Genomic DNA, 20,349 nt, shown 5'->3' on the forward strand with positions numbered 1-20,349 from the left:
AAAGAAGTAATCTGTATATTAGGAAGTGATGACCATATGAATCTGCAACAGGATGAACAAGTCCAGCCTGGACGAGGAGCAAGTGTAATGGAGCCAACGCACGGTGAAAAGTTTAACTCGGCTACGCCTGATCGACCTGCCAACACGACTCCTGCTCCGGTTCCACCTGCACTGGACGTTGTTAATGTTCATGCATCATTCCGTGAACGGCGTAGCAAGCTACCGGTTCTGAACGGCCTGTCCCTGACTGTGGAGCAAGGCGAGTTTGTTGCTATCGTTGGACCTTCTGGCTGTGGCAAGAGCACCCTGTTCCATATCATCGGCGGTCTGCTGAAGCCACAGGAAGGCCAAGTGCTTATGAACGGTCAGAATGTAACGGGACAGCGTGGCAAGATCAGTTATATGCCCCAACAGCCTGCTCTTTTCCCGTGGCGCACCATTGAAGATAATGTACTGCTTGCTGGTGAAGTAGCCTCAAGTGCACCCCCTCGGGCCGAAGCACTTGAGGAAGCTCGTAAGTGGTTAAGTAGCGTGGGTCTTGCCGGGTTCGAGCAGGCCTATCCTCATATGCTGTCGGGCGGAATGCAGCAGCGTGTTGCATTTCTGCGTGCCCTGCTCAGTCCGCAGGAACTCATGCTGCTGGACGAACCTTTCAGCGCGCTGGATGCACTGACACGTAGCGACATGCAGCGCTGGCTGCTCGATATCTGGGAACAGAACCGCCGCTCGGTGCTGTTCATCACCCACAATATCGAAGAAGCATTGCTACTTGCAGATCGGGTCTATGTATTATCCAACCGACCTGCAACGGTGTTGCACGAGGTACATGTTCCTTTTGATCGCCCAAGACGAGAAGAAATTACGGAGGAATCCGCATTCCTTGAGCGTAAACGGCAGATTGCACAGTGGATGCGAGAAGAACAGCAGAAAGCCCGCCTATCATAATAGCGCGGGTTTTTAAGTTATTTTTTCCCTTTAATGGGTGATCCACCACAAGAAATTCTGCGTAACATAGTTAGAATATAAATGAACACAAGGAGGAATTCCCTCGTGCATTCTCAAGCTTTTGCACCATTAATTGATGCTCATATTCACTTCGATCAGTATAACTCTGACAAACAACGCGAGATGCTGTTATCTTTCCCGTCTCAGCAAGTCGAGGCAGTCATTGCCGTGTCCATGAATCTCGCTTCTGCCCGGGTCAATCTGGAGCTTGCCAAACAACATCCACGTAACATCTATCCGGCCTTCGGTTTCCATCCGGAACAGGAGCTGCCGTCCGTTGCAGAAATGGACCTGTTCTTCCAATGGATCGAGAAGCATATTGGACAAGCTACAGCCATAGGAGAAGTTGGCCTCCCCTATTACAACCGTCAGGAAGCGGAGCAAGCAGGGCAGCCCTTCAATCAGAGCGGGTATATCGAGTTGCTTGAACGTTTCATCCAGCTCGCCAAAAAGCACAACAAACCACTTGTCCTTCATGCGGTATACGAAGATGCGGATATCGTCTGTGATTTGCTGGAGCAATATCAGTTCCGACGTGCTCATTTCCATTGGTTCAAAGGTTCTCGCCAAACCGTAAGGCGAATGGCGGACAACGGTTATTTCATCTCTTTCACGCCGGATATTCGGTATGAAGAAGAGATTCGTGAACTCGCCCGGCAATATCCATCAGAACAAGTGATGGCCGAGACCGACGGACCTTGGCCCTTCGAAGGGCCATTTCAGGGACGAATGACACACCCGGCCATGACCAGACAAGTCATTCAGGCATGGAGTGAGATCACCGGCATGGGAACCGAGCGGGCCGCCCGTCTCTTTTATCAGAACACAAAGCGTTTCTATGGCTTAACTTGAGTACAATCAGGTAACTGCAAGTACACTCGCATGCCCTGCCAGCACAGCACAAAGAAGCCAGTCGGCTTCGCCCCGACTGACTTCTAAACTACATATATAACTTAACGCTTCAAGAATCCTTTGCCTTCCAGGAACGGTCTCACTTGCAACCTTGTCGGCTCAGTCAAGCGCTTCGCCATCAGTTCGGACCATGGAGTTGTTCGTTCACCGTTAGTCCGTGCTTTCATGTACGCCGTCGTTGTCTCATCATACTGCTCAACACCTTTGATGCTCTGCTCGGCATTATAACGATTACGATGCAGAACTGCATTAAGTGGCAGACGCGGGCGAATTCCCGTTTCCTGATCTGCAACACCAATACACATGCCATACACCGGATATACCCCTTCCGGTAATCCCAATAACTCGGCTACTTCCTCAATCCGGGTACGAAGCCCGCCGATATATACAATTCCGAAACCAAGCGACTCTGCTGCAAGAGCGGCATTCTGGGAAGCCAGAGCAGCATCAATCGTGGCTACCATGAAATTCTCGGTTGAATCGGCATACGATTCCTTCTCAGGAAGATGACGTTTCGCGGCATCACTCAGCCGATACAGATCAGCACACCATACGAGAAACACCGGACATTCATTGACATAGGCCTGGTTGCCTGCCAATTCAGCCAGCTTGGCTTTTTGCTCTAAGTCAGTCACAGCAATTACGGTATATGCTTGCACACTACTTGAAGAGGAAGCCATCTGCCCTGCAGATACAATGGCTGCAAGCTGCTCATCACTTACCGGGTCTGGCTTGAATTTGCGTACAGAGCGGTGTTTCATCATCAAATCAATGGTTTCATTCATGGTGGTTCACTCCCAATCCTCGTAGTACGAACTCAATTGTCTGCTCAGCAAGCTCGTCTGTATTCATATCCTGATAATCAAAGCCAAATCGTGAATTCTTGGCCCGTTTGTGCGCCAAAGCCACACCCATAACCTGAAGCATCGCATAAGATACGGACTCGACCTGGAACAATCCCTGGTCTTTTCCTTCTTGCAGCAGTTCCCTCACTCGGGTCCATACAGGGTCTAGAAAACGAAATACGGTAGCTGTACGATGTGTCCGCAGTGTAATTTCAAGCTGCACAATATCGCTCATCTCCCGATCCGTCATCGTGAACTTCACAACTTCACCAATAATTCGTCGGATACCTTCCACAGGCGAGGACATCGACTCTTCCGCCAGCGAGTTCATCATATGCCCAGGGAAAAAATGCTCAAATAACGCTTCGAACACCTTTTCTTTGCCGCCAAAATGATAAGACACCAGCGACACATTGGCACCTGCCTCATCACATATTTGACGAACACTCGTCCCGTCATACCCCTGCTGTGCAAAAAGCTTCTTGGCTGCAAGCAATATCCTCGTTTTGATATCCAACTCCGGTTCCGTCATTCCGTCCCGCTCCCTCTTGTCCGTTCATCTCATTCGCTCCAGCTCAAGGACTGCAGCCAGCGAATCATCTGTCTATTATATTACACCAAGCACCCCGATGAAAATCATCGGGGTGCTCCTATAAAGCAATGGTATACATCTGCTGTATTAGTTGTTTGCTTGAGCAGGGCTTGGAGCCATAGCTGGCATGCGTTGTTTTTTCAACAACGTCACGACCAGTGACAACGCAACGGCAACCAATAGCACAATCACGATAGAGCCCGCAGCAGACTGAACTCCTGGGCCTCCCAACTGCACGCTCAGAATACCCTGAACGGCGTATGTTGCAGGCAGGTACTGCCCAATGCCGCTATAGAAGCTGTTCAGCAATTCACGCGGTACCATTGCGCCGGAGGATACCAATTGCAAGGACAGTGAGATGATGTTGAACAGACTTCCCGCTGGTCCGAAGCAGATCAGGAAGAACTGGGAGAAGAACATGAACGTGCACAGGAAGAGCGCCTGGAACAACCAGAATGCAACGAATCCTTGTGCAATCTGTCCTCCCAGTGCCACGATCAATGATGATCCCAGCAAGGAAACAACCAATGCAGAACCCACGTTAATGACTACTCTCGCGCCAAACAAAGTCAACCGGGAATAGGTGGATGACAGCATACCCATGGCTGTCTGGAGGTTCATCCCCATGATCATGGCACCTACATAGGAAGCCAGTACCATCATCATTGGCACCATCTGATTATTCATCCCGTTAACCGGGTTGATGGACGTTGTCGTTCCTTCCACTCGGGTAGCCAGGTTTGTAGCGGCTTCAGCAGCCTGATCGGCAGGCGCACCTGAAGCGGTTAACACCGTCTGCACTCCTTGTGCTGTAGCTTGTTTGTTAATCGTGTTTGTCACACTTTGTGATACACCTTGCATCATGCTTTTAATCGTAACCGGGTTCGCTTCATTAATGGTGTATTTAATCTCGGCGGTTGAGCCAGCCGTCTGAAGCAATTCGTTAAACCCAGCCGGGATATCCAGCACCATGTGTACTTGGTGATGATTCAGCTGGTCCAACGCTTCAGCCGCACTTAGATTGGATACGGTATGGAAAGGCAGTGTTCCTGCGAGCGAATCTGCGATTCCTTTGGACATTTCGCCGTCCTCGTTCACAATCGCAACCGTCAATTCTTTCGCACGGTCATTTACTCCAGAATATGCGGTCATCCAGATCACGCTAAAGATCACTTGGAACATAAGTGCTGTTACGATCCCTACAATCACTGGCGGTTTTTTAAACAATGTACGTAAAGCCTGTAACATAAAAGGTGTCCTCCATTACTCAAATAGTTCTAATTTGATTTAAACATTTGTTTGAATCAAACGATCGTTTAAATTTTATGTGAATATGTCCATATTGTCAACTCATTTTTGAAATATTCAGAAAACTTAAGCTATATTCATGAATACAATTGATCCATTTTCACAAAAGTGCATTATGCTTTCCTTTCTCCGTAGAAAAGAATATCTAATACCACCGATTCAGGCTTACTTTCTGGCGACTCAACTGTATTTTTCTCAACAAAAAACACGGTCCGCCGCAGCGAACCGCACATTTATTCATCCTTACTTCATTTACAATGAGGTGTTGAATATATCTCCAAACAAAGTTCGGTCAGTCATTTCTCTTCAGCTTCATGCGTTGCAGACGTAGGGAATTCAGTACAACCGATACGGAGCTGAACGCCATTGCCGCCCCTGCCAGCCATGGAGCCAAGAAGCCAACTGCCGCAATAGGAATACCAATAACGTTGTAACCGAGCGCCCAGAACAAGTTTTGTTTGATGTTACCCATTGTGCGCCGGCTCATCTCAATCGCATCTGCAATGCTGTTCAGATCACCACGCATCAACGTAATATCTGCCGCTTCCATCGCTACATCCGTTCCTGTTCCGATGGCCATCCCAATATCAGCAGTAGCAAGTGCCGGAGCATCATTAATGCCATCACCTACCATGGCAACTTTCAGACCACTCTCCTGAAGTTTCTTCACTTCCGCAGCCTTGCCTTCCGGCAGAACCTCAGCCAGCACTTTACCGATCCCTGCCTGTTCAGCTACAGCGCGAGCTGTTCGCTCATTGTCTCCCGTGATCATGATGACATCAATCCCCATCGCCTGAAGACGACCAATGGCTTCACGGGAAGTATCCTTGATGGTGTCAGCCACAGCCACGATCCCTGCCCACTGACCATCCACCGCTACCAGCATCGCTGTACGCCCTTGTTCCTCCAGACTGTTCATCTGCTGAACGCTTTCCTCAGAGACATTCACCTGTGCATCTGCAAGCAAACGACGCGTGCCGACCAGAATTTCCTGCCCTTTTGCTGTAGCTCGCACGCCGTATCCCGGTATGTTCTCGAACTTCTCTGCTGGGGTTAACTCCAGACCCTTGGCACGGATACCAGCAACAATCGCCTCTGCCAGTGGATGCTCTGAACTCTGTTCGGCCGCTCCCACTCGCTCAAGCAGATCAGATTCCGTCCAATTCGGAGCAGTGACAACATCCGTAAGCACCGGTTTACCTTGGGTTACTGTACCTGTTTTGTCGAGCACCACGGTCTGAATCTGTTGTGCCGACTCCAGATGTTCGCCGCCCTTGAACAGAATGCCATATTCAGCGGCACGTCCTGATCCAGCCATGACAGAAGTCGGCGTTGCCAGCCCCAGTGCACATGGACAGGCAATAACGAGCACAGCAATCGCTTTTTCAAGGGAACCAGCGAAGTCGCCCGGACTTGCAAACAGATACCAGATCAGGAATGTCAGCGCGGCTATGCCGACAACAATCGGAACAAAAATGCCTGAAATGACATCTGCAATCCGCTGGATCGGTGCTTTGGAACCCTGAGCTTGCTCGACTACTTTGATGATTTGAGACAAAGCCGTGTCCGAGCCCACTCGGGTCGCACGCAGTCGTAATACCCCGTTTTTGTTCAGCGTAGCACCTGTAACGGGATCTCCTGGCTTTTTATCCACGGGAAGGCTCTCTCCACTAAGCATGGATTCATCTACTGAGGATTGCCCTTCTTCAACGATACCATCCACCGGGATGCTATCACCCGGCTTCACCAGAACCAAGTCGCCCACCGCAACATATGCGGCAGGAACCATCACTTCCTGTCCATCCCGGATGACACGGGCTTCACGTGGAGCCAGTTCAATCAGGCTTTTGATCGCCTGTGAAGAGCGACCTTTCGCCACAGCTTCGAACCATTTTCCAAGTAAAATTAACGTAATCAGAATTGCACTTGTCTCATAATAGAGTTCTACCGAAGGCATGGCGGCTGTGCTCGTTCCCATTGCCCCATGATCCATGGTTGTAGAAGGTAAGTACCCACTCGATAACGTCAGATAGAGACTGTAGAAAAACGCTGCACTGGTACCCAATGCGACGAGAACGTCCATATTGGCACTGCGGTTACGTAAGGCTTTGTACGCCCCCACATAGAATTGCCATCCAATCACGAACTGTACCGGCGTTGCCAGCAGTAGCTGGAACCAAGGGTTCATGAATAGTTCGGGGACATAGATTCCGGATGTGAACGAGAAATGCCCGACCATTGCCCACAGCAACGGAATCGATAACAAAGCAGATATCATCCATTTCCACTTTTTGCGTTGCAGCTCACGTTCACGAACCGATGTGGTCTCTTCTTGCGTCAATTGCAGTTCAGCACCGTAGCCCATCTGCTTAATCTTGGCGGTAATATCTGAAGGTTTCAATGCACCAGCGGCATATTCGATATGCCCTGTTTCCAGCGCCAGATTCACATTCGCCTGAGATACCCCCGGTAGGCGGGAAAGTCCTTTTTCAATCCGGGCAGAACAGGCAGCACGCGTCATACCCGTAATGTTCAGATCAACCGATTCTGACACCGTACCGTAGCCCAATGCTTCCACCTTATCTCGCAACGCATTCACGTTGGTTGTCTTTGGATCATAAGATACGGTTGCCTGTTCGATGGCCAGATTCACATTGGCCTGCTGCACCCCTTCCATGCGGGACAATCCCTTCTCCACTCGTGTTGAACATGCAGCACAGGTCATCCCCGTGATGTGCAGTGTTGTCTTTAGTCCTGGTGCGTCTGCCATAGGTGGCATCGGTGTGGGTTCGGATGATCTATCCATTGGTTTATTCGTTGAGTTATCCATCATGTCAGCTCCTTTCATGTCGATTCAATTTTTGTATGTTGCACCCATTATACCCCTAAGGGGTATATATCAGACAGAAAATTAGGCTTAAACCTGACTCATGGGAAAAGGTACTCTGACCTCTTTTTCGCCCATGAGCATGTTCGGTTTAAGCCTGTGATCCCTTTAGACTACATCGTACCCCTGATCTTCAATCGCAGCTTTGATCTGATCCACGTTCACCGTCTGCTCATCATATTCCACCGCTACTGTTCCCGCTGCCAGATCAACCTTACCACTCGCACCGGTATTCTTCACAGCTTCTTCAACCGATTTCACGCAGTGATTGCAAGACATTCCCGTAACGTTCAATGTAACATTAGACATTCTAAATTCCTCCTTGGGGTATATTAAAATGATAAATTAAATAGGTGAATTGATATAACTTACTTCATTAACTTCCGCATCGTAACCAGCAGTTCATCCACAACCTCATGTTCACCAGCCTGAATACGCTCAACGATACAGCTCTTCATATGGCCTTCAAGCAAAAGTTTGCCTACTGAATTAAGTGCAGACTGAGCCGCCGCAATCTGTGTCAGCACATCATCACAGTACGTATCCTTCTCGATCAATCCCTTGATCCCGCGAATCTGACCTTCCACACGGTTCAAACGAGAAACCAGGTTACTCTTCATCTCCTGCGAATGGTGACTCTTGCGCACATGCTTCCCATCACTGCCCTCGGCATGACAAGATACTGCTTCTTGGACTGTAGCCAAAGCTTCCGTTGAATCTGACTTGGAGGATTGCAAAGGTTCCTCGGGATGGCTCTGATGATCCATCATGAACACCCCTTTTCTTTCGTTCTTTTCTAAGAGTAACATACCCCATGGGGGTATTCAAGAGTATTCTGATATTTTGATAAAAATGGATGATTGCTCCCTAATTAAATAGAGCATGAGATAGTTCATCTGCCTCGAATGACATCTCTATCTGAAGAGTAATGATCTGACTACGGACACTCATTTTCCGATTAAACTCATCATTAATATCTGAAGCAGTCTGGGACTGTTCCACCCATTTCAACCACTCAGGGACTTCCCACATACTTCGAGCTGCAAAGGCGGCGCAGTAGCCATACCTTGCAAGTCTTTCATCGCCCATCCACCCCGCTGTCCGAAGTCCATGCATGTAGCGATCGAACATTTCTTCTTTAGCTGTCAATATGTCCTCTGCTGCAATATGACCCAAACTTGCGTTAACCCCAAATAGCTTTCCTAATTCTTCACCAACACCAGAAATACTCATGAATTGCCAATCAATAAGAGTAAGTACGCTATCTTCCAGACGTTCTGTTGGCATAAATATATTGCCTTGCCCCAAATCCTGATGTGACAATACTCGTGGTAATTGGTCCAGTGTATTTAAAACCTTGTCCATCTGCTCGCTATATTGGTTGAACCACTGCCAGATTGAATGGGCTTGCTTTTGGATTGCAGGAGCATACTGACGACAACCCCTAACCCATGATTTGAGCCAACTCGGACAGATCCATTCTTGTTGAGGTAATGGGGCTCCCGTCAGATAGGCTCCGTGAAACTCACCAAGGCGTTCCGCAATCCATCCCCAATCATCCAGAGGCCAGACATGATCACACTTTGAATGACGAGACACATCTTCCATCCACAACCCAATGGTGTGGTCCGATCTGTGCTGTACAGCGAAACAACGCGGAGCTATGATACGTCCCGGCAAATGATCAAGTATTCCTGATGAGAATATCTCAGCTTCTCTTTTCCAATAATTATGGTATGTAACATCTTCCTTCTCTGCTGAGTCCGGTTTAATACATTTCAATATAAGTGACCATGACAGTAATGCTCCAACTACGGTAGCCGTTCCCCGGATTAGGTAAATACCTGATGTGGTAAAATTAAGACGTCCCGGATTTATGGGTTCAACTTCCCAAGATTGTATTACTGCGTCTGGCTCTTCCAACAGTTTCTGCACACTGTGAACAAGATATTCCACATCCTCAGAAGATTGCAGAATACTATTCTCGCTAATTTGTTCTTTTTCATTAATACTTCCCATATCCTTCGCGCCCCTCCCCTCCATACCAATGCTCCTTTCACACCACTGGTTGTGCCTTACAAGGTATACTCCATCCTGCTGCTGCGGACGACCAGACCCATCTGTTCATAGAAAGCCTGTGCCCCAGAGTTAAACGTTGACACGGATAATTCCACGCTGTCTGCCTGAAGCTCTCTCCCTAACTCGATGAATGCTTGTAGTAACTGTTTACCTGTTCCTTGGCCCCGATGTTTGTTATCCACTACAAGTTCATGGATGTACAACATCTTGCGATCCACCATCAATGGGTTATCCTGAATTACACTTAACTGCGCGCTCCCGTAACCCAGAATCAAGCCCGTTTCGGAAGACTCGGCAACATATAGGTAACGCTTGTCCGTTTCCAGCAGTTCGATGAACTCCTTTTTCTCCATTCTAGTCTCCAACGCTCTGTATAGATCCGGCCGCGCCTCGACATGCATCTGGTGCAGCTCATCCATCAACAATGACACGCCAGAGTAGTCCCTCATTTCTGCCTTTCGGATGTTAATCGTACCTGTACTCATCCCAATCACTCTTTCGTCTACTGAATTTTACATTATTATACAACCAAAAAGCAGATACCATAAGGGTACCTGCTTCGCTAAATTTATCTTCATTCCATCTAGCCCATATGATGCTCATGTTGTTTATTTTTTCGAAGAAGTATTTCCTTCATTAAAAGCAACAGGTGATGGCTTCGCTGCCCATTCGTCCGCCTGCGGCTCAATGTCTACTCCGCTCAAAATCTTCTTTTTCTCCATCAAGGAATCCCCGTCTTCATCCAGCTTGTTGCGAATTTCCGCCTCGTCCTGAGGTTGATTGTTCTGTGTCATCATAGAGTCCTCCCTTTTTTCGTATTAATGTTGATGTTCCTTTATATAACGTGCCCACTTTCTGCATTATCATTCTCTTCGAGGATCAGGCCTTCCCCAAGTTAAGCTAAATCTATCTCTAAACCCTTTCGTTAATCGAAATCAACCTGTTTATCCAAAATGATTTCCTCTACTTTGTATTCCATCTCTGGTATTGAGGGAATCAAGGAGAATCGAACGTTTTCCAGAGAAGAAGGAAGAGCAGGAATCACTCGGAAACTAATTTGCGTCTCCCCACCTCCTCCACGACTGCCATGTCTCATGGTGATATGTCTCTGTTCGCTGAATATTTCCAGAGCCAAATGTGGAACCATTTGTATACGCTCAGCTTCATTCCCCTTATATTGAATCTCCACATAAACGAGGCTTTCACCTTCATATTGCATCGAATGCGTGATCATATACTCACACGAATCTTTGATCATTTTTTTCATAATCGGCACCACACTCGTCAATTGAAGAGGTTCACTTGGAAAGTAATGTCTTTGCGGCATCGGTTGCACGCTACGGAGAACATATCGGATATCTTCCTCCTTCATATCCAGTAAGCTCACCCATTCATCGATGATATTTTGAGGAGGTTGGTATTGGACTGCTCCGGTTATGTCCTTTCTGGCTGCAACCAGTTTCAGAAGTTGTTCATCAATCCGCTGTACCTCATCGCTGTATTCATTAGGAATTTCACGCAATTCACTCCAGCCCATATTTAATCACTCTCCTAATTTAATGACATGCCATGCAAATACAATTCGCTACTGTACCTGCATCCCCCTCTTAAAAAGGAAAGGACGCCCCTTGGGTCATATTCATGACCTTACGGGACGCCCTTTTTATATTGTCCACCTCAAATGGACATCATCTACTGTTTTGCTTGTAACAATGAGCAAAAATGCATACTTGCCTTAACCAACCTATACCTGATCTTGGCGAGCAAGCGCGGCTAGTGCGCGTAGCGCTGCATTAATCTCGCGCTCCACCGCTTGTCCAACTGCATCCGTATGCGGATCATACTCGGCTGCCAGATCACTGTCCGCGAATCCATCGATCGCGACAATGGCTCCGGCGCGAGCGCCACGCAAGGTGCTGACGATGTAGAGCGCAGCAATTTCCATCTCGGCTGCAAGTGCTCCAGCCTGCTTGTATTTGCGATGTGGGATCTCTTCCACGCCTGCAAAGAACGCATCCAGTGTTACGGTAATACCAACGCCCACTTTGCCTGCAAAGGTTGCAGCATCCGTGCTTTCTTGCCCACGAGCAGCCTCGATCAACGCTTGTGTCACCCCAATGTCCGCTACCGCTGGAAAACCATCCGGTACCAGTTGGCGAGTCAACCCATCCGTACGAACAGCGGCTGTACTCACAATCACACTGCCTGCAGGATAATCGGCTGTATACGATCCCGCTGTACCTACACGAATCAGAGTTGTTACACCCGCGCGAATCAATTCCTCGAAGCAGACAGCTGCTCCAGGTGAACCTACACCATGGCTGACCACAGCGATCTGTACCCCTTCATACAATCCAACAAATGTACGATACTCCCGACTGAACGCCAGTTCTCTCGCCTGCTCCAGTTTACGGGAAATCTTCTCCGCACGTGCCGGATCACCACAGACGATGGCATATGCCGGCATGTCTTCCGAATGAATCTGCAAAATAGGCATCAACATATTAATCAAACTCCTTCTTCGTCCACTCGTCTTCCGGAATCGGCAGATCTTCACCCGAGAAGCGTTGTTCCTTGAACGGATCGGCAAAATGGTGGAAGCCATTCACTTCCCAGAATCCGTTCCGGTCTTCTGTCATAAACTCCAGACCACGTATCCACTTGGCACTCTTCCAGAAGTAAAGTTGTGGCACAACCATACGCAGTGGAAAACCATGCTTGGGTGTTAGTGGCTCACCGTTATATTTGAATGCAAGCAATACATCATCATGCATCAACTCTTCGAGCGGTACATTTGTCTCATAATCATGATCTGCATGGATCATGACGTATTTTGCCTCTGGCTTAACCCCCAGAAGTTTTACAAAATCGGAGAAGCGTATACCTTCCCACGGCGTATCGAATTTCGACCAACGGGTAACACAGTGAATATCACTCACCGTGTTCACCTGTGGCATCGCCTGCAACTCAGCTAAGGAGAACACCTTCTCCTCTTCTACTTCACCGAATACCTTCAAGTCCCAGGTGGACAGGTCATATTCCGGCACTTCCCCTTCATGCAGAATCGGGAATTTCTCCGTCAGCATCTGTCCTGGCGGCAGTCGATCTCCGTGATTGTTACCTGTTTTGGGTGCCGGGGTTTTACTTTTTTTCAAACGTTCAGCCTTGTTATGCAAGTGGAATTCCTCCTTCTTTTACTGTCTCTAACATAGACATTCAGAATTAACGCGAGCTTCCGCCCGCTTTCAGTGCATCCTGTGCATAGGTACGGTCTTTGAAAAAGAACATTGCGACCAGCGTCACAATATACGGCAGCATCAATGTGAAATGCGTTGGCAGGGAGAAACCTTGCAGACGAATACTCAATGCTTCCATGAAGCCAAACAGCACACTGGAGCCCATGACGCCAAGCGGATTCGCTTGCCCTAACATCGTTGCCACCAGCGCGATAAAACCACGACCAGCAGTCATGCCTTCGGTAAACATCGTTACCTGACCGAGCGACAACTGTGCTCCAGCCAGAGCGCACAACACACCGCACATCAGAACGGCACCATACTGGATGCCACGTACCTTGATCCCGATGCTCTGTGCTGCAATCGGGTTCTCACCTACGGAGCGCAGGCGGAAGCCGGATACACTTTTGAACAGATAAAATTGTAGTGCAATCACGAGCACAATACCGAGGTAAACCAGCGGACTATGTCCCGATATTACATCACCCACCCACGGGATGTCCTTAATCAGCGGAATATCCCACTTGGGAAGTCCCACCATGTCTTTATCGTAGTATGCACCTTTTACATCAAAAATCGCACGCAGTGCAAAGGTCGTCACCCCCGCAGCCAGGAAGTTAAGCGAGATCCCGACCACGATGGCGTTAGCTTTCAGATTAATGCTTATAAAGGCAAAGAGCGCCGAGAATAACATCACAATTATAATGGAAAAGAGTACCGCCAGCAGCACATTACCAAACAGATAATTACCGACAATAGCGGAGAACGCACCGATCAGAACCAGTCCTTCAAGACCCACGTTAAACAGACCTACACGAGAACATAAAGCCCCACCGAGCGCTGCAAGCAGGATTGGAGTCATAATCCGCAAGGTTGAGCCAAACATGGCTGCATCAAACAGTTGTTGCATTGGACTTTTTCTCCTTTCTCCGCTTCAGGAATGAATAACCGATCTGAGCTGATACAAATAACGTCAATACAGCTTGGATGACACTGCCAACTTCCAGCGGTACATCCGTGTTCCGTTCCATCCCCATGGCACCCGTCTGTAGCGCAGCCAGCAAAATAGCTGCTACAGCTGTACCGAGTGGATGCGAGCGGGCAAGCAACGTGGCCATAATACCGCTCCATGCATAACTTGCGGATGACAGCGAGCCATCAAGGAAACGGTACTGTGTACCGAGCACTTCCCCCGCACCCGCGAGTCCAGCAAGTCCGCCACTGATGACCATGGACAGCATCATCATGCGAATGCGGCGAACACCACCGTAGGTTGCAAAGGACGGGTTGCTGCCGAGCATGCGGATCTCGTAACCGGTCACCGTTTTATGCGTGAACCAGTAGATCAGAATGGCCGCTACAATGGCAATAATGAAGCCAGCATGCAGTCCCATGCCCTGGAACAACTTCGGCAACCAGATACTCTGGTCAATCATCGGAGTCTGTGCCATCGCTGCAGATCCTGTGCGGTCCTTAAATGGATAGGAGACCATGTAACCCCCGAAATAAATGGCAATATAGTTAAGTAGTAGAGTTGTGATCAACAAGTTCATACCGAAACGTGCATCCAGCCAGCCTGCAAACAGGGACCAGATTCCCCCGGCAAGAATACCTGCCACAATCGCAGCAATACACACAAACCAGCCTGGTCCTGGCAGATAGAGCGCCGTGAGCGCGGCACTAAGCCCGCCAAGAATCATCTGGCCTTCGGCTCCCATATTGAAGAATCCAGCACGGAATGCCAATGCTACGCCAAGCCCCGCCAAGATGATTGGTGTGGAACGAGCCAACGTATTCGTGAAGAAGTAGAAGTTGCCGAAGGCCCCTTTCCACATCTCCGCATACGTATCCACCACATTACCGCCAACGATCAGAATCGCCACAGCCCCTGCAATCAGACCGATGAATACGGCAAGCAGCGGCTGCACGAGTCCGCGAAGTGTTTCTTTTACCCGATTCATATCCGCTCTTTCCCTCCTGCCATTAACAAGCTGATCTGTTCCTCAGTTGCTTCCTCTGCTCTCAGTTCTCCGGCAATTTCGCCTTCATACATGACAATAATCCGATCAGATAATTGCAATATCTCCGACAACTCCGATGAAATGAGCAGAATGCCAGCGCCCTCACTGCGTTTGCGCAGCAATTCGGCATGAATCGTCTCCATAGCACCGATATCCACACCCCGTGTTGGTTCGGCTGCAATCAGAAATGGTGTATCCTGTGCAAATTCACGGGCAGCAATCAGCTTCTGCAAGTTTCCTCCAGACAGAAACTGTGCCTTGGTCTCCGCAGAACCTGTCTTGATGCTGAACTGTTGGATCCAGCTCTCTACCATCGTTTTTGCTGCTTTGGCTTTGATGATGCCACGTGACTGCAAGCGATGATGGTGTCCCATTAGTCCATTCTCACGAACACTCGCATCCTTGGCCGCTCCCCACATGTAACGATCTTCCGGGATATGAGCAAGTCCATGTTCCCGAATGCGCCGTACAGGCCAGTTCGTTGTATCCTGCCCGGAAAGCACAACGCGACCACTATCCGCCTTACGCAGTCCAGCAATGACCTGAATCAGTTCCGACTGGCCGTTACCTGAGATGCCTGCTATGCCAACGACCTCACCTTTACGAACTTCCATATGGATGTCCTTGAGCGCCGAACGATCCTTCGCTCCGGACAGATTAACCCCTTCCACCTGAAGCACCGCTTCCGCTGGTACCGATGGCTGCTTGTCCATACGCACAAGTTCACGACCAACCATCAAACGGGACAATTCCTCCACATGTGTATCTTTGGCTTCCAACGTACCTGTCACCTGACCATCCCGAAGCACCGTGATCCGGTCTGCTACATCCATGACTTCTTGCAGCTTGTGCGTGATCAGTACAAAGGTTTTGCCCAGCTTGGCGAGAGATTTCATGTTCGCCAGCAGTTCCTTCACTTCAAGCGGTGTCAGTACCGCCGAAGGTTCATCCAATATAATGATGTCTGCGCCCTGATGCAGCACCTTGAGAATTTCAACACGCTGCTGCATGCCAAGTGGGCACTCGGACACTTTTTTCCATGGGTCAACCGGCATGCCATATTGTCTGCCAAGCTCATTTACCTGGGCTGCTGCCTTTTTGCGGTCAAATGCGCCTGCCTTAGCCGGTTCGCGTCCAATCACGATGTTCTCCGCCACCGTAAAAGAAGGGAACAGCATGAAATGCTGGTGCACCATGCCGATGCCACTTGCCATCGCCTGGGACGGCGTGGCAAAGCTCACCTCACGTCCACGGACTTTGATTGTGCCTGACGTGGGCTGTTCCATACCGTACAGCATACGCATCAGGGTTGTTTTACCGGCCCCGTTCTCACCAACAAGGGCATGAATCTCTCCCTCACGCAAATTAAAACGGATGTCCCGGTTAGCGGTGAAGCCGCCGTATTTCTTCGTAATCTGCTCCATCTCCAACAGCATATCTCGCGTTCGCTCCCCTCAGTTCAATTTAAAAAGGTTACACTCGCCACTACGATGACAGAATAACCTTCCGATCGCCGTTATCGTGTAAACGATAAGTTGAACATATACTGGTCATTTAATAGCAGCAAAACCGGCTGCCTGATCGGGCAGCCGGCTGATCATTTCCATCACTCATTCATTGAAAAGAACATTCAAAACTATTGTTGCAATGGATCTTTGACTACGATTTTGCCGGATACGATATCATCCTTGATTGCTTTAACCTTGTCGATCACTTCTTGTCCGACAAAAGCATTCAATGGAGATTCGCTGTCACGTGTAACGTACGTCAGGCCTACACCGTCTTCTTTCAAACCGTAGTTAACTGCGCCTGCTTTGAAGTTGCCTTCTACAAAATCTTTCACAGTCTCATAAGCAACGGTATCCGTTGATTTCAATTGAGACAATACGATATGTTCCGGGTCTTCAACAGTACGGTCCGTATCCTGACCGGAAGTGTAGAAGCCTTTTTCCTTGGCTGCTTCGAACACGCCGAGATCCCCTACAGCGGATGCGCCAGCGATGAAGTCAGCGCCTTTGCCGAATTGTACCAGCGCCAATTCTTTTGCTTTGGCCGGGTCATTAAATCCACCTACATAGTTCACGAGGAATTCTGCACCCGGGTTCACGGATTCCAATCCAGCTTTGAAACCTTCCGTATATTTCTTGATCAATGGTACATCCATTGCTGCGATCATGCCGACTTTGTCTGTTTTGGTGGACAATCCAGCAGCTGCGCCGAGCAGATACGCCCCTTCATATTCACGGAAACCAACGCTACGAACGTTTGGAAGATCAACGGTTGTATCTACAATCGCAAAGGACTTGTCCGGATTCTCTGCTGCAACTTTCTTCAATGCATCTTCTGCCTGGAAAGTTGCTGTAATAATCAGATCATAATTCTCGGCAACCGCAGCACGCAGATTTTGTTCAAATGCTGCCGGGTCTGTCGATTCAATCGTCTTGGTATCTACTTTGAATTCTTCGCCTGCTTTTTTGAAACCTTCATCCATCTGTACAAAGAAAGGGTTAACCCCTATTTTTTCGGGAAGTACGAGGGCCATCCGAAGAGATTTCTCCGAATCACTGCCTTGGGCGGATTGTTCGTCTTTGGAAGCCGAATTCCCACAAGCTGCCAACAAAATAGCCAACATGATGATCGATAAGACGAACGATAAACCTCTTTTCATTTTGAAAATACCCCTTTTCAACATTCTTTTTTCTTATCCTAGCGGATACTGTCGATCCTTGTCAATAAATCTTTGAGCGTATACACTCAAATAGAATATAATTGACAATTCGCTTTCTACCAAGCTTTGGAAACCGTTCTGTATCAAGCTTTTTTTCGTTGACATCCAGCGCGTCTCCGTGCTAAAGTCAATCCAATTATTCTATTCTTATAGGAATTGTCAGAATTATGACCCAAAGCTGATTATTTTCCAACCCATTTTAAGGAGGCTATTCATTTGAAAAAAATCACCCAGATCACGTTGGCGGCCCTACTCGCCGCTCCGGTAACACTCGGCAGCCTTAGCTTGCCCGCTTCCGCTTTTGCAGCATCTGCAACTCCGGCTAAACCCGCCACCTCACAAAGTGTCAAAGGACCGGTAGCTCAGGCGCCAGTTGCCTATACGGAAAGCGCAGCGGATTTTGCTCAATTCTTGCAAGCGAAATACAACATTCAATTGCCGCAACAGATTACCAAAGGTGATTTCATTCAAGCCATTGCAGCCATCACGGAAGCAACTCAAGCAAGTGACAGTGAAGCCAACGCTCCTGTCTTTACCGATCTGTCTTCTGGTGATTCTTCATATGATGCTGCCGTATCCTTATACAATAATGGGGTTCTTACGGGTACAGAAGTACGTGCTAAGGATCAACTGAGCACTTATGCAGCGGTCTTCATCGCGGTGAAAGCAGCCGGATTCAAGGAACTGGCTTATACTTATCCTGCAGAGAAAACAGCCAAAGCGCTTGCCAAAGCTGGCATTAGCCCAAACCGTGTTCAGGGACAAGCCGCACAGGAGCTGGCTGCTGCGATCGATACAGGCCTGATTCCTGAAAGCCTATACCCCGCTCTCCTTAAGGGTGGCGTAGCAAGTAAAGATTTCGCTGATACTTTGCTTGGACGTGTATTGGTCAGTCAAGGGAAATACAAACATGAGATTGGGCGTTCCGGCGATGCGGACATCTATTCCAAACTGTATGCTGCATATCGCACAGCGGATCTGATCGAATCACCTGAGCTGAGAAAGATTGTGGATCAGGCCCTGCGAGATGATCTCGTAACAGGTTATAATCTGAAGGATAGCCGCTTTGATTCCAACTTTATCGATGAACTGACACTTACTTACGGCCACGATAATATTCAACATGCTGTACAGTTGGTTGGTTTGTTGCGTAGCGAAGGTATTGATGCTGATGTGCAATTCCAACCCAAGACATCTGCCTTCATTTATTTGAAGGAATGGGGCGAGCCGAAGGAAACGCCTGATTATAAAGTGACACAGATCGAGAATGGTAACTATATTGCTTCTGCGAAGGAATATGATATCCAGTTCGAGTTCAACAATGTGGCAGACAAAGTTCGCTTCAACGACATTGTGCTGAAATATGCCAAAAAGAACAGTGACAGTACATCTCCACTGATTCTCAGCTCCTGGTGGCAACCGCTGTATTATTCACCAACCGCATTGGCGAACTACCCTGTCATTTCCAATAATAAGATCGCGCTTGGCAATTACTACGCTCAGTCCTTCTCTCTGAAAGAAAATGCCAAATCCATTCGGGAAGGTTTCCTGAAGCTGGCACCTGATGCGGACATTACGACGTATGACTTCTGGGTGGACCAGCCTTTCTTCAACTATCTGAACGGTGGATCTGAATAAAATAAATTCCGTCTTCAACCGAATTAAAGCTCGTATTTTGGCACCATAAGCAGCCGTCCTTACCGAATTTCACAGGGGTTTCGACCCCTAGATTCGTAAAGGCGGTTTTTTGTTCAGCATTTTGCAAATTTCTTCTACAAAATCATTTTTCTCATGCAGGAATTACCAATATAAGGTCGAATCCTTTATGTACACAAACACGCAATCATATTGCATATCTCCGCACGAACAGGAGTTACTCCATGGTATATGACGGTATTCTACTAGGCTTGATCGTTGGATTTTTTCGGGGCGGGTTGCGGCATGGGCTCAACCAGTTTGCAGCACTCAAGCTGCGAAGTGGCTGGATTTTCCCTGTATTGCTGCTAATCCAGTTCTTTATTTTCTATCTCCAGGAACGATTCGAATGGGTGGCATCCATTAATGGATATCTCTTTGCTGCCGTCTACATTACAGGGCTCGCTTTCCTGTGGCTCAACAGACACCATACCGGTTTCATGCTCATCTGGATTGGGGTATTTCTCAATTTTGCCGTTATGGCTGTAAACGGTGGGCGCATGCCTGTTTCTGTGGAAGCCTCCGCTGTACTGGGACCCTACTATGTAGACATGCTCCGGGAAGGCGGCGCCGTATCAAAGCATTTTATGATGGATGCATCTACAAATCTGCCTTTTCTCGGTGATATCATCCCACTCTCCAGCCCTTATCCACGGACTCAGGTCATCAGCATCGGTGATGTGGTCATGAATATTGGCATATTCCTTTTTATTCAATACATGATGGTGAATCGGGACAAAAAGGCTGTGCAACCTGCTAAAACTCATCAGGCTTGAAGAAAACAGGTAGACTCCAAGGAAGGGAGGTCTTCTCCATGAAAAAATTTGAAGGTGTGAAATATTCCCGCATTGTCATCAACGCAATCATCGTGGCTTCTGTCGTTGTAGCGTTAACTTCGGGATACAAGCTGGGCGGCTAGTATCCATACCACCCAACAAGACAAACAGGCTGCCAGCGGCCTGTTTTTTCTGTCTGGATTTTTGGCAGGCAACTTGGTATGTTATACATCTATATAGTATATCCCTATAGAAGAACACCAAC

The 20,349-nt window shown here is 48.3% G+C and carries 20 protein-coding genes; 4 read left to right on the forward strand and 16 right to left on the reverse strand.

What is annotated here, in order from left to right; all coding sequences use genetic code 11:
- The first annotated feature begins 36 nt into the window (after positions 1-36).
- Both PAEAM_RS15545 and PAEAM_RS15550 read left to right on the forward strand, forming a co-directional pair.
- Positions 37-945: an ABC transporter ATP-binding protein gene (locus PAEAM_RS15545; protein WP_100528166.1), complete on the forward strand. Its 909-nt coding sequence runs from the start codon at positions 37-39 to the stop codon at positions 943-945.
- Between the two features lie 81 nt (positions 946-1,026).
- Complete coding sequence (locus PAEAM_RS15550; RefSeq protein ID WP_100528167.1) at positions 1,027-1,857, forward strand: TatD family hydrolase; 831 nt, start codon at positions 1,027-1,029, stop codon at positions 1,855-1,857.
- Positions 1,858-1,958: 101 nt separating this feature from the next.
- Here PAEAM_RS15550 and nfsA read toward each other — a convergent pair whose 3' ends face one another.
- The 16 genes from nfsA to PAEAM_RS15630 form a co-directional block, all read right to left on the reverse strand.
- Positions 1,959-2,702: an oxygen-insensitive NADPH nitroreductase gene (gene nfsA / locus PAEAM_RS15555; protein WP_100528168.1), complete on the reverse strand. Its 744-nt coding sequence runs from the start codon at positions 2,700-2,702 to the stop codon at positions 1,959-1,961.
- Positions 2,695-3,294, reverse strand: coding sequence for a TetR family transcriptional regulator (locus PAEAM_RS15560; protein WP_091038144.1), 600 nt, complete (start codon positions 3,292-3,294; stop codon positions 2,695-2,697). Before PAEAM_RS15560 ends, nfsA begins: the two co-directional genes overlap by 8 nt.
- Positions 3,295-3,441: 147 nt before the next feature.
- Entirely contained in the window at positions 3,442-4,602 is a 1,161-nt protein-coding gene (locus tag PAEAM_RS15565; RefSeq protein WP_100528169.1) for a YhgE/Pip domain-containing protein, read from the reverse strand.
- A gap of 352 nt (positions 4,603-4,954) precedes the next feature.
- The gene (locus PAEAM_RS15570; RefSeq protein WP_481856112.1) at positions 4,955-7,468 is read right to left on the reverse strand and encodes a heavy metal translocating P-type ATPase; all 2,514 of its coding nucleotides are present in this window, start codon (positions 7,466-7,468) and stop codon (positions 4,955-4,957) included.
- Positions 7,469-7,657: 189 nt separating this feature from the next.
- Entirely contained in the window at positions 7,658-7,858 is a 201-nt protein-coding gene (locus PAEAM_RS15575) for a copper ion binding protein (protein WP_017691004.1), read from the reverse strand.
- 59 nt (positions 7,859-7,917) lie between these two features.
- Complete coding sequence (locus tag PAEAM_RS32495) at positions 7,918-8,316, reverse strand: metal-sensitive transcriptional regulator (RefSeq protein ID WP_017691005.1); 399 nt, start codon at positions 8,314-8,316, stop codon at positions 7,918-7,920.
- A gap of 100 nt (positions 8,317-8,416) precedes the next feature.
- Entirely contained in the window at positions 8,417-9,568 is a 1,152-nt protein-coding gene (locus tag PAEAM_RS15585) for a phosphotransferase (RefSeq protein WP_164783444.1), read from the reverse strand.
- 56 nt (positions 9,569-9,624) lie between these two features.
- The gene (locus PAEAM_RS15590; RefSeq protein WP_100528171.1) at positions 9,625-10,113 is read right to left on the reverse strand and encodes a GNAT family N-acetyltransferase; all 489 of its coding nucleotides are present in this window, start codon (positions 10,111-10,113) and stop codon (positions 9,625-9,627) included.
- 123 nt (positions 10,114-10,236) lie between these two features.
- Positions 10,237-10,422, reverse strand: coding sequence for a hypothetical protein (locus PAEAM_RS15595; RefSeq protein WP_036616704.1), 186 nt, complete (start codon positions 10,420-10,422; stop codon positions 10,237-10,239).
- Positions 10,423-10,553: 131 nt separating this feature from the next.
- Entirely contained in the window at positions 10,554-11,165 is a 612-nt protein-coding gene (locus tag PAEAM_RS15600; protein ID WP_100528172.1) for a hypothetical protein, read from the reverse strand.
- Between the two features lie 207 nt (positions 11,166-11,372).
- A complete protein-coding gene (locus PAEAM_RS15605) occupies positions 11,373-12,131 on the reverse strand; it encodes a nucleoside phosphorylase (protein ID WP_100528173.1) in 759 nt (252 codons plus the stop codon).
- A 1-nt stretch (position 12,132) separates the two neighbouring features.
- Positions 12,133-12,804, reverse strand: coding sequence for a sulfite oxidase-like oxidoreductase (locus PAEAM_RS15610; protein ID WP_074093221.1), 672 nt, complete (start codon positions 12,802-12,804; stop codon positions 12,133-12,135).
- Positions 12,805-12,850: 46 nt separating this feature from the next.
- The gene (locus tag PAEAM_RS15615; protein WP_017691011.1) at positions 12,851-13,774 is read right to left on the reverse strand and encodes an ABC transporter permease; all 924 of its coding nucleotides are present in this window, start codon (positions 13,772-13,774) and stop codon (positions 12,851-12,853) included.
- A complete protein-coding gene (locus PAEAM_RS15620) occupies positions 13,758-14,825 on the reverse strand; it encodes an ABC transporter permease (protein ID WP_100528174.1) in 1,068 nt (355 codons plus the stop codon). The genes PAEAM_RS15615 and PAEAM_RS15620 overlap by 17 nt, the downstream gene beginning before the upstream one ends.
- The gene (locus PAEAM_RS15625; protein ID WP_100528175.1) at positions 14,822-16,321 is read right to left on the reverse strand and encodes an ABC transporter ATP-binding protein; all 1,500 of its coding nucleotides are present in this window, start codon (positions 16,319-16,321) and stop codon (positions 14,822-14,824) included. The genes PAEAM_RS15620 and PAEAM_RS15625 overlap by 4 nt, the downstream gene beginning before the upstream one ends.
- Before the next feature lie 200 nt (positions 16,322-16,521).
- Complete coding sequence (locus PAEAM_RS15630; RefSeq protein WP_036616691.1) at positions 16,522-17,553, reverse strand: BMP family lipoprotein; 1,032 nt, start codon at positions 17,551-17,553, stop codon at positions 16,522-16,524.
- 276 nt (positions 17,554-17,829) lie between these two features.
- Here PAEAM_RS15630 and PAEAM_RS15635 point away from each other — a divergent pair, with 276 nt between their 5' ends.
- Both PAEAM_RS15635 and PAEAM_RS15640 read left to right on the forward strand, forming a co-directional pair.
- Positions 17,830-19,251, forward strand: a complete 1,422-nt coding sequence (locus PAEAM_RS15635; protein WP_100528176.1) for a hypothetical protein — start codon at positions 17,830-17,832, stop codon at positions 19,249-19,251.
- Positions 19,252-19,493: 242 nt separating this feature from the next.
- Positions 19,494-20,084 carry a DUF5317 domain-containing protein gene (locus PAEAM_RS15640; RefSeq protein ID WP_036616686.1) on the forward strand — a complete coding sequence of 197 codons (591 nt, stop codon included), beginning with the start codon at positions 19,494-19,496 and terminating at the stop codon, positions 20,082-20,084.
- The last annotated feature ends 265 nt before the right edge of the window (positions 20,085-20,349 follow it).

This window comes from Paenibacillus sp. GM1FR, from assembly GCF_002803315.1.
GTDB lineage: Bacteria > Bacillota > Bacilli > Paenibacillales > Paenibacillaceae > Paenibacillus > Paenibacillus amylolyticus.

Bases quoted from the DNA above. Each gene is read 5' to 3' on its own strand.
- PAEAM_RS15565 (WP_100528169.1), bottom strand. From the start codon at position 4,602: ATGTTACAGGCTTTACGTACATTGTTTAAAAAACCGCCAGTGATTGTA.
- PAEAM_RS15585 (WP_164783444.1), bottom strand. From the start codon at position 9,568: ATGGGAAGTATTAATGAAAAAGAACAAATTAGCGAGAATAGTATTCTG.
- PAEAM_RS15575 (WP_017691004.1), bottom strand. From the start codon at position 7,858: ATGTCTAATGTTACATTGAACGTTACGGGAATGTCTTGCAATCACTGC.
- PAEAM_RS15625 (WP_100528175.1), bottom strand. From the start codon at position 16,321: ATGCTGTTGGAGATGGAGCAGATTACGAAGAAATACGGCGGCTTCACC.
- PAEAM_RS15545 (WP_100528166.1), top strand. From the start codon at position 37: ATGAATCTGCAACAGGATGAACAAGTCCAGCCTGGACGAGGAGCAAGT.
- PAEAM_RS15560 (WP_091038144.1), bottom strand. From the start codon at position 3,294: ATGACGGAACCGGAGTTGGATATCAAAACGAGGATATTGCTTGCAGCC.
- PAEAM_RS15595 (WP_036616704.1), bottom strand. From the start codon at position 10,422: ATGACACAGAACAATCAACCTCAGGACGAGGCGGAAATTCGCAACAAG.
- PAEAM_RS15600 (WP_100528172.1), bottom strand. From the start codon at position 11,165: ATGGGCTGGAGTGAATTGCGTGAAATTCCTAATGAATACAGCGATGAG.
- PAEAM_RS15605 (WP_100528173.1), bottom strand. From the start codon at position 12,131: ATGTTGATGCCTATTTTGCAGATTCATTCGGAAGACATGCCGGCATAT.
- PAEAM_RS15615 (WP_017691011.1), bottom strand. From the start codon at position 13,774: ATGCAACAACTGTTTGATGCAGCCATGTTTGGCTCAACCTTGCGGATT.
- PAEAM_RS15620 (WP_100528174.1), bottom strand. From the start codon at position 14,825: ATGAATCGGGTAAAAGAAACACTTCGCGGACTCGTGCAGCCGCTGCTT.
- PAEAM_RS15590 (WP_100528171.1), bottom strand. From the start codon at position 10,113: ATGAGTACAGGTACGATTAACATCCGAAAGGCAGAAATGAGGGACTAC.
- PAEAM_RS15640 (WP_036616686.1), top strand. From the start codon at position 19,494: ATGGTATATGACGGTATTCTACTAGGCTTGATCGTTGGATTTTTTCGG.
- nfsA (WP_100528168.1), bottom strand. From the start codon at position 2,702: ATGAATGAAACCATTGATTTGATGATGAAACACCGCTCTGTACGCAAA.
- PAEAM_RS15550 (WP_100528167.1), top strand. From the start codon at position 1,027: ATGAACACAAGGAGGAATTCCCTCGTGCATTCTCAAGCTTTTGCACCA.
- PAEAM_RS32495 (WP_017691005.1), bottom strand. From the start codon at position 8,316: ATGGATCATCAGAGCCATCCCGAGGAACCTTTGCAATCCTCCAAGTCA.
- PAEAM_RS15570 (WP_481856112.1), bottom strand. From the start codon at position 7,468: ATGGATAGATCATCCGAACCCACACCGATGCCACCTATGGCAGACGCA.
- PAEAM_RS15630 (WP_036616691.1), bottom strand. From the start codon at position 17,553: ATGAAAAGAGGTTTATCGTTCGTCTTATCGATCATCATGTTGGCTATT.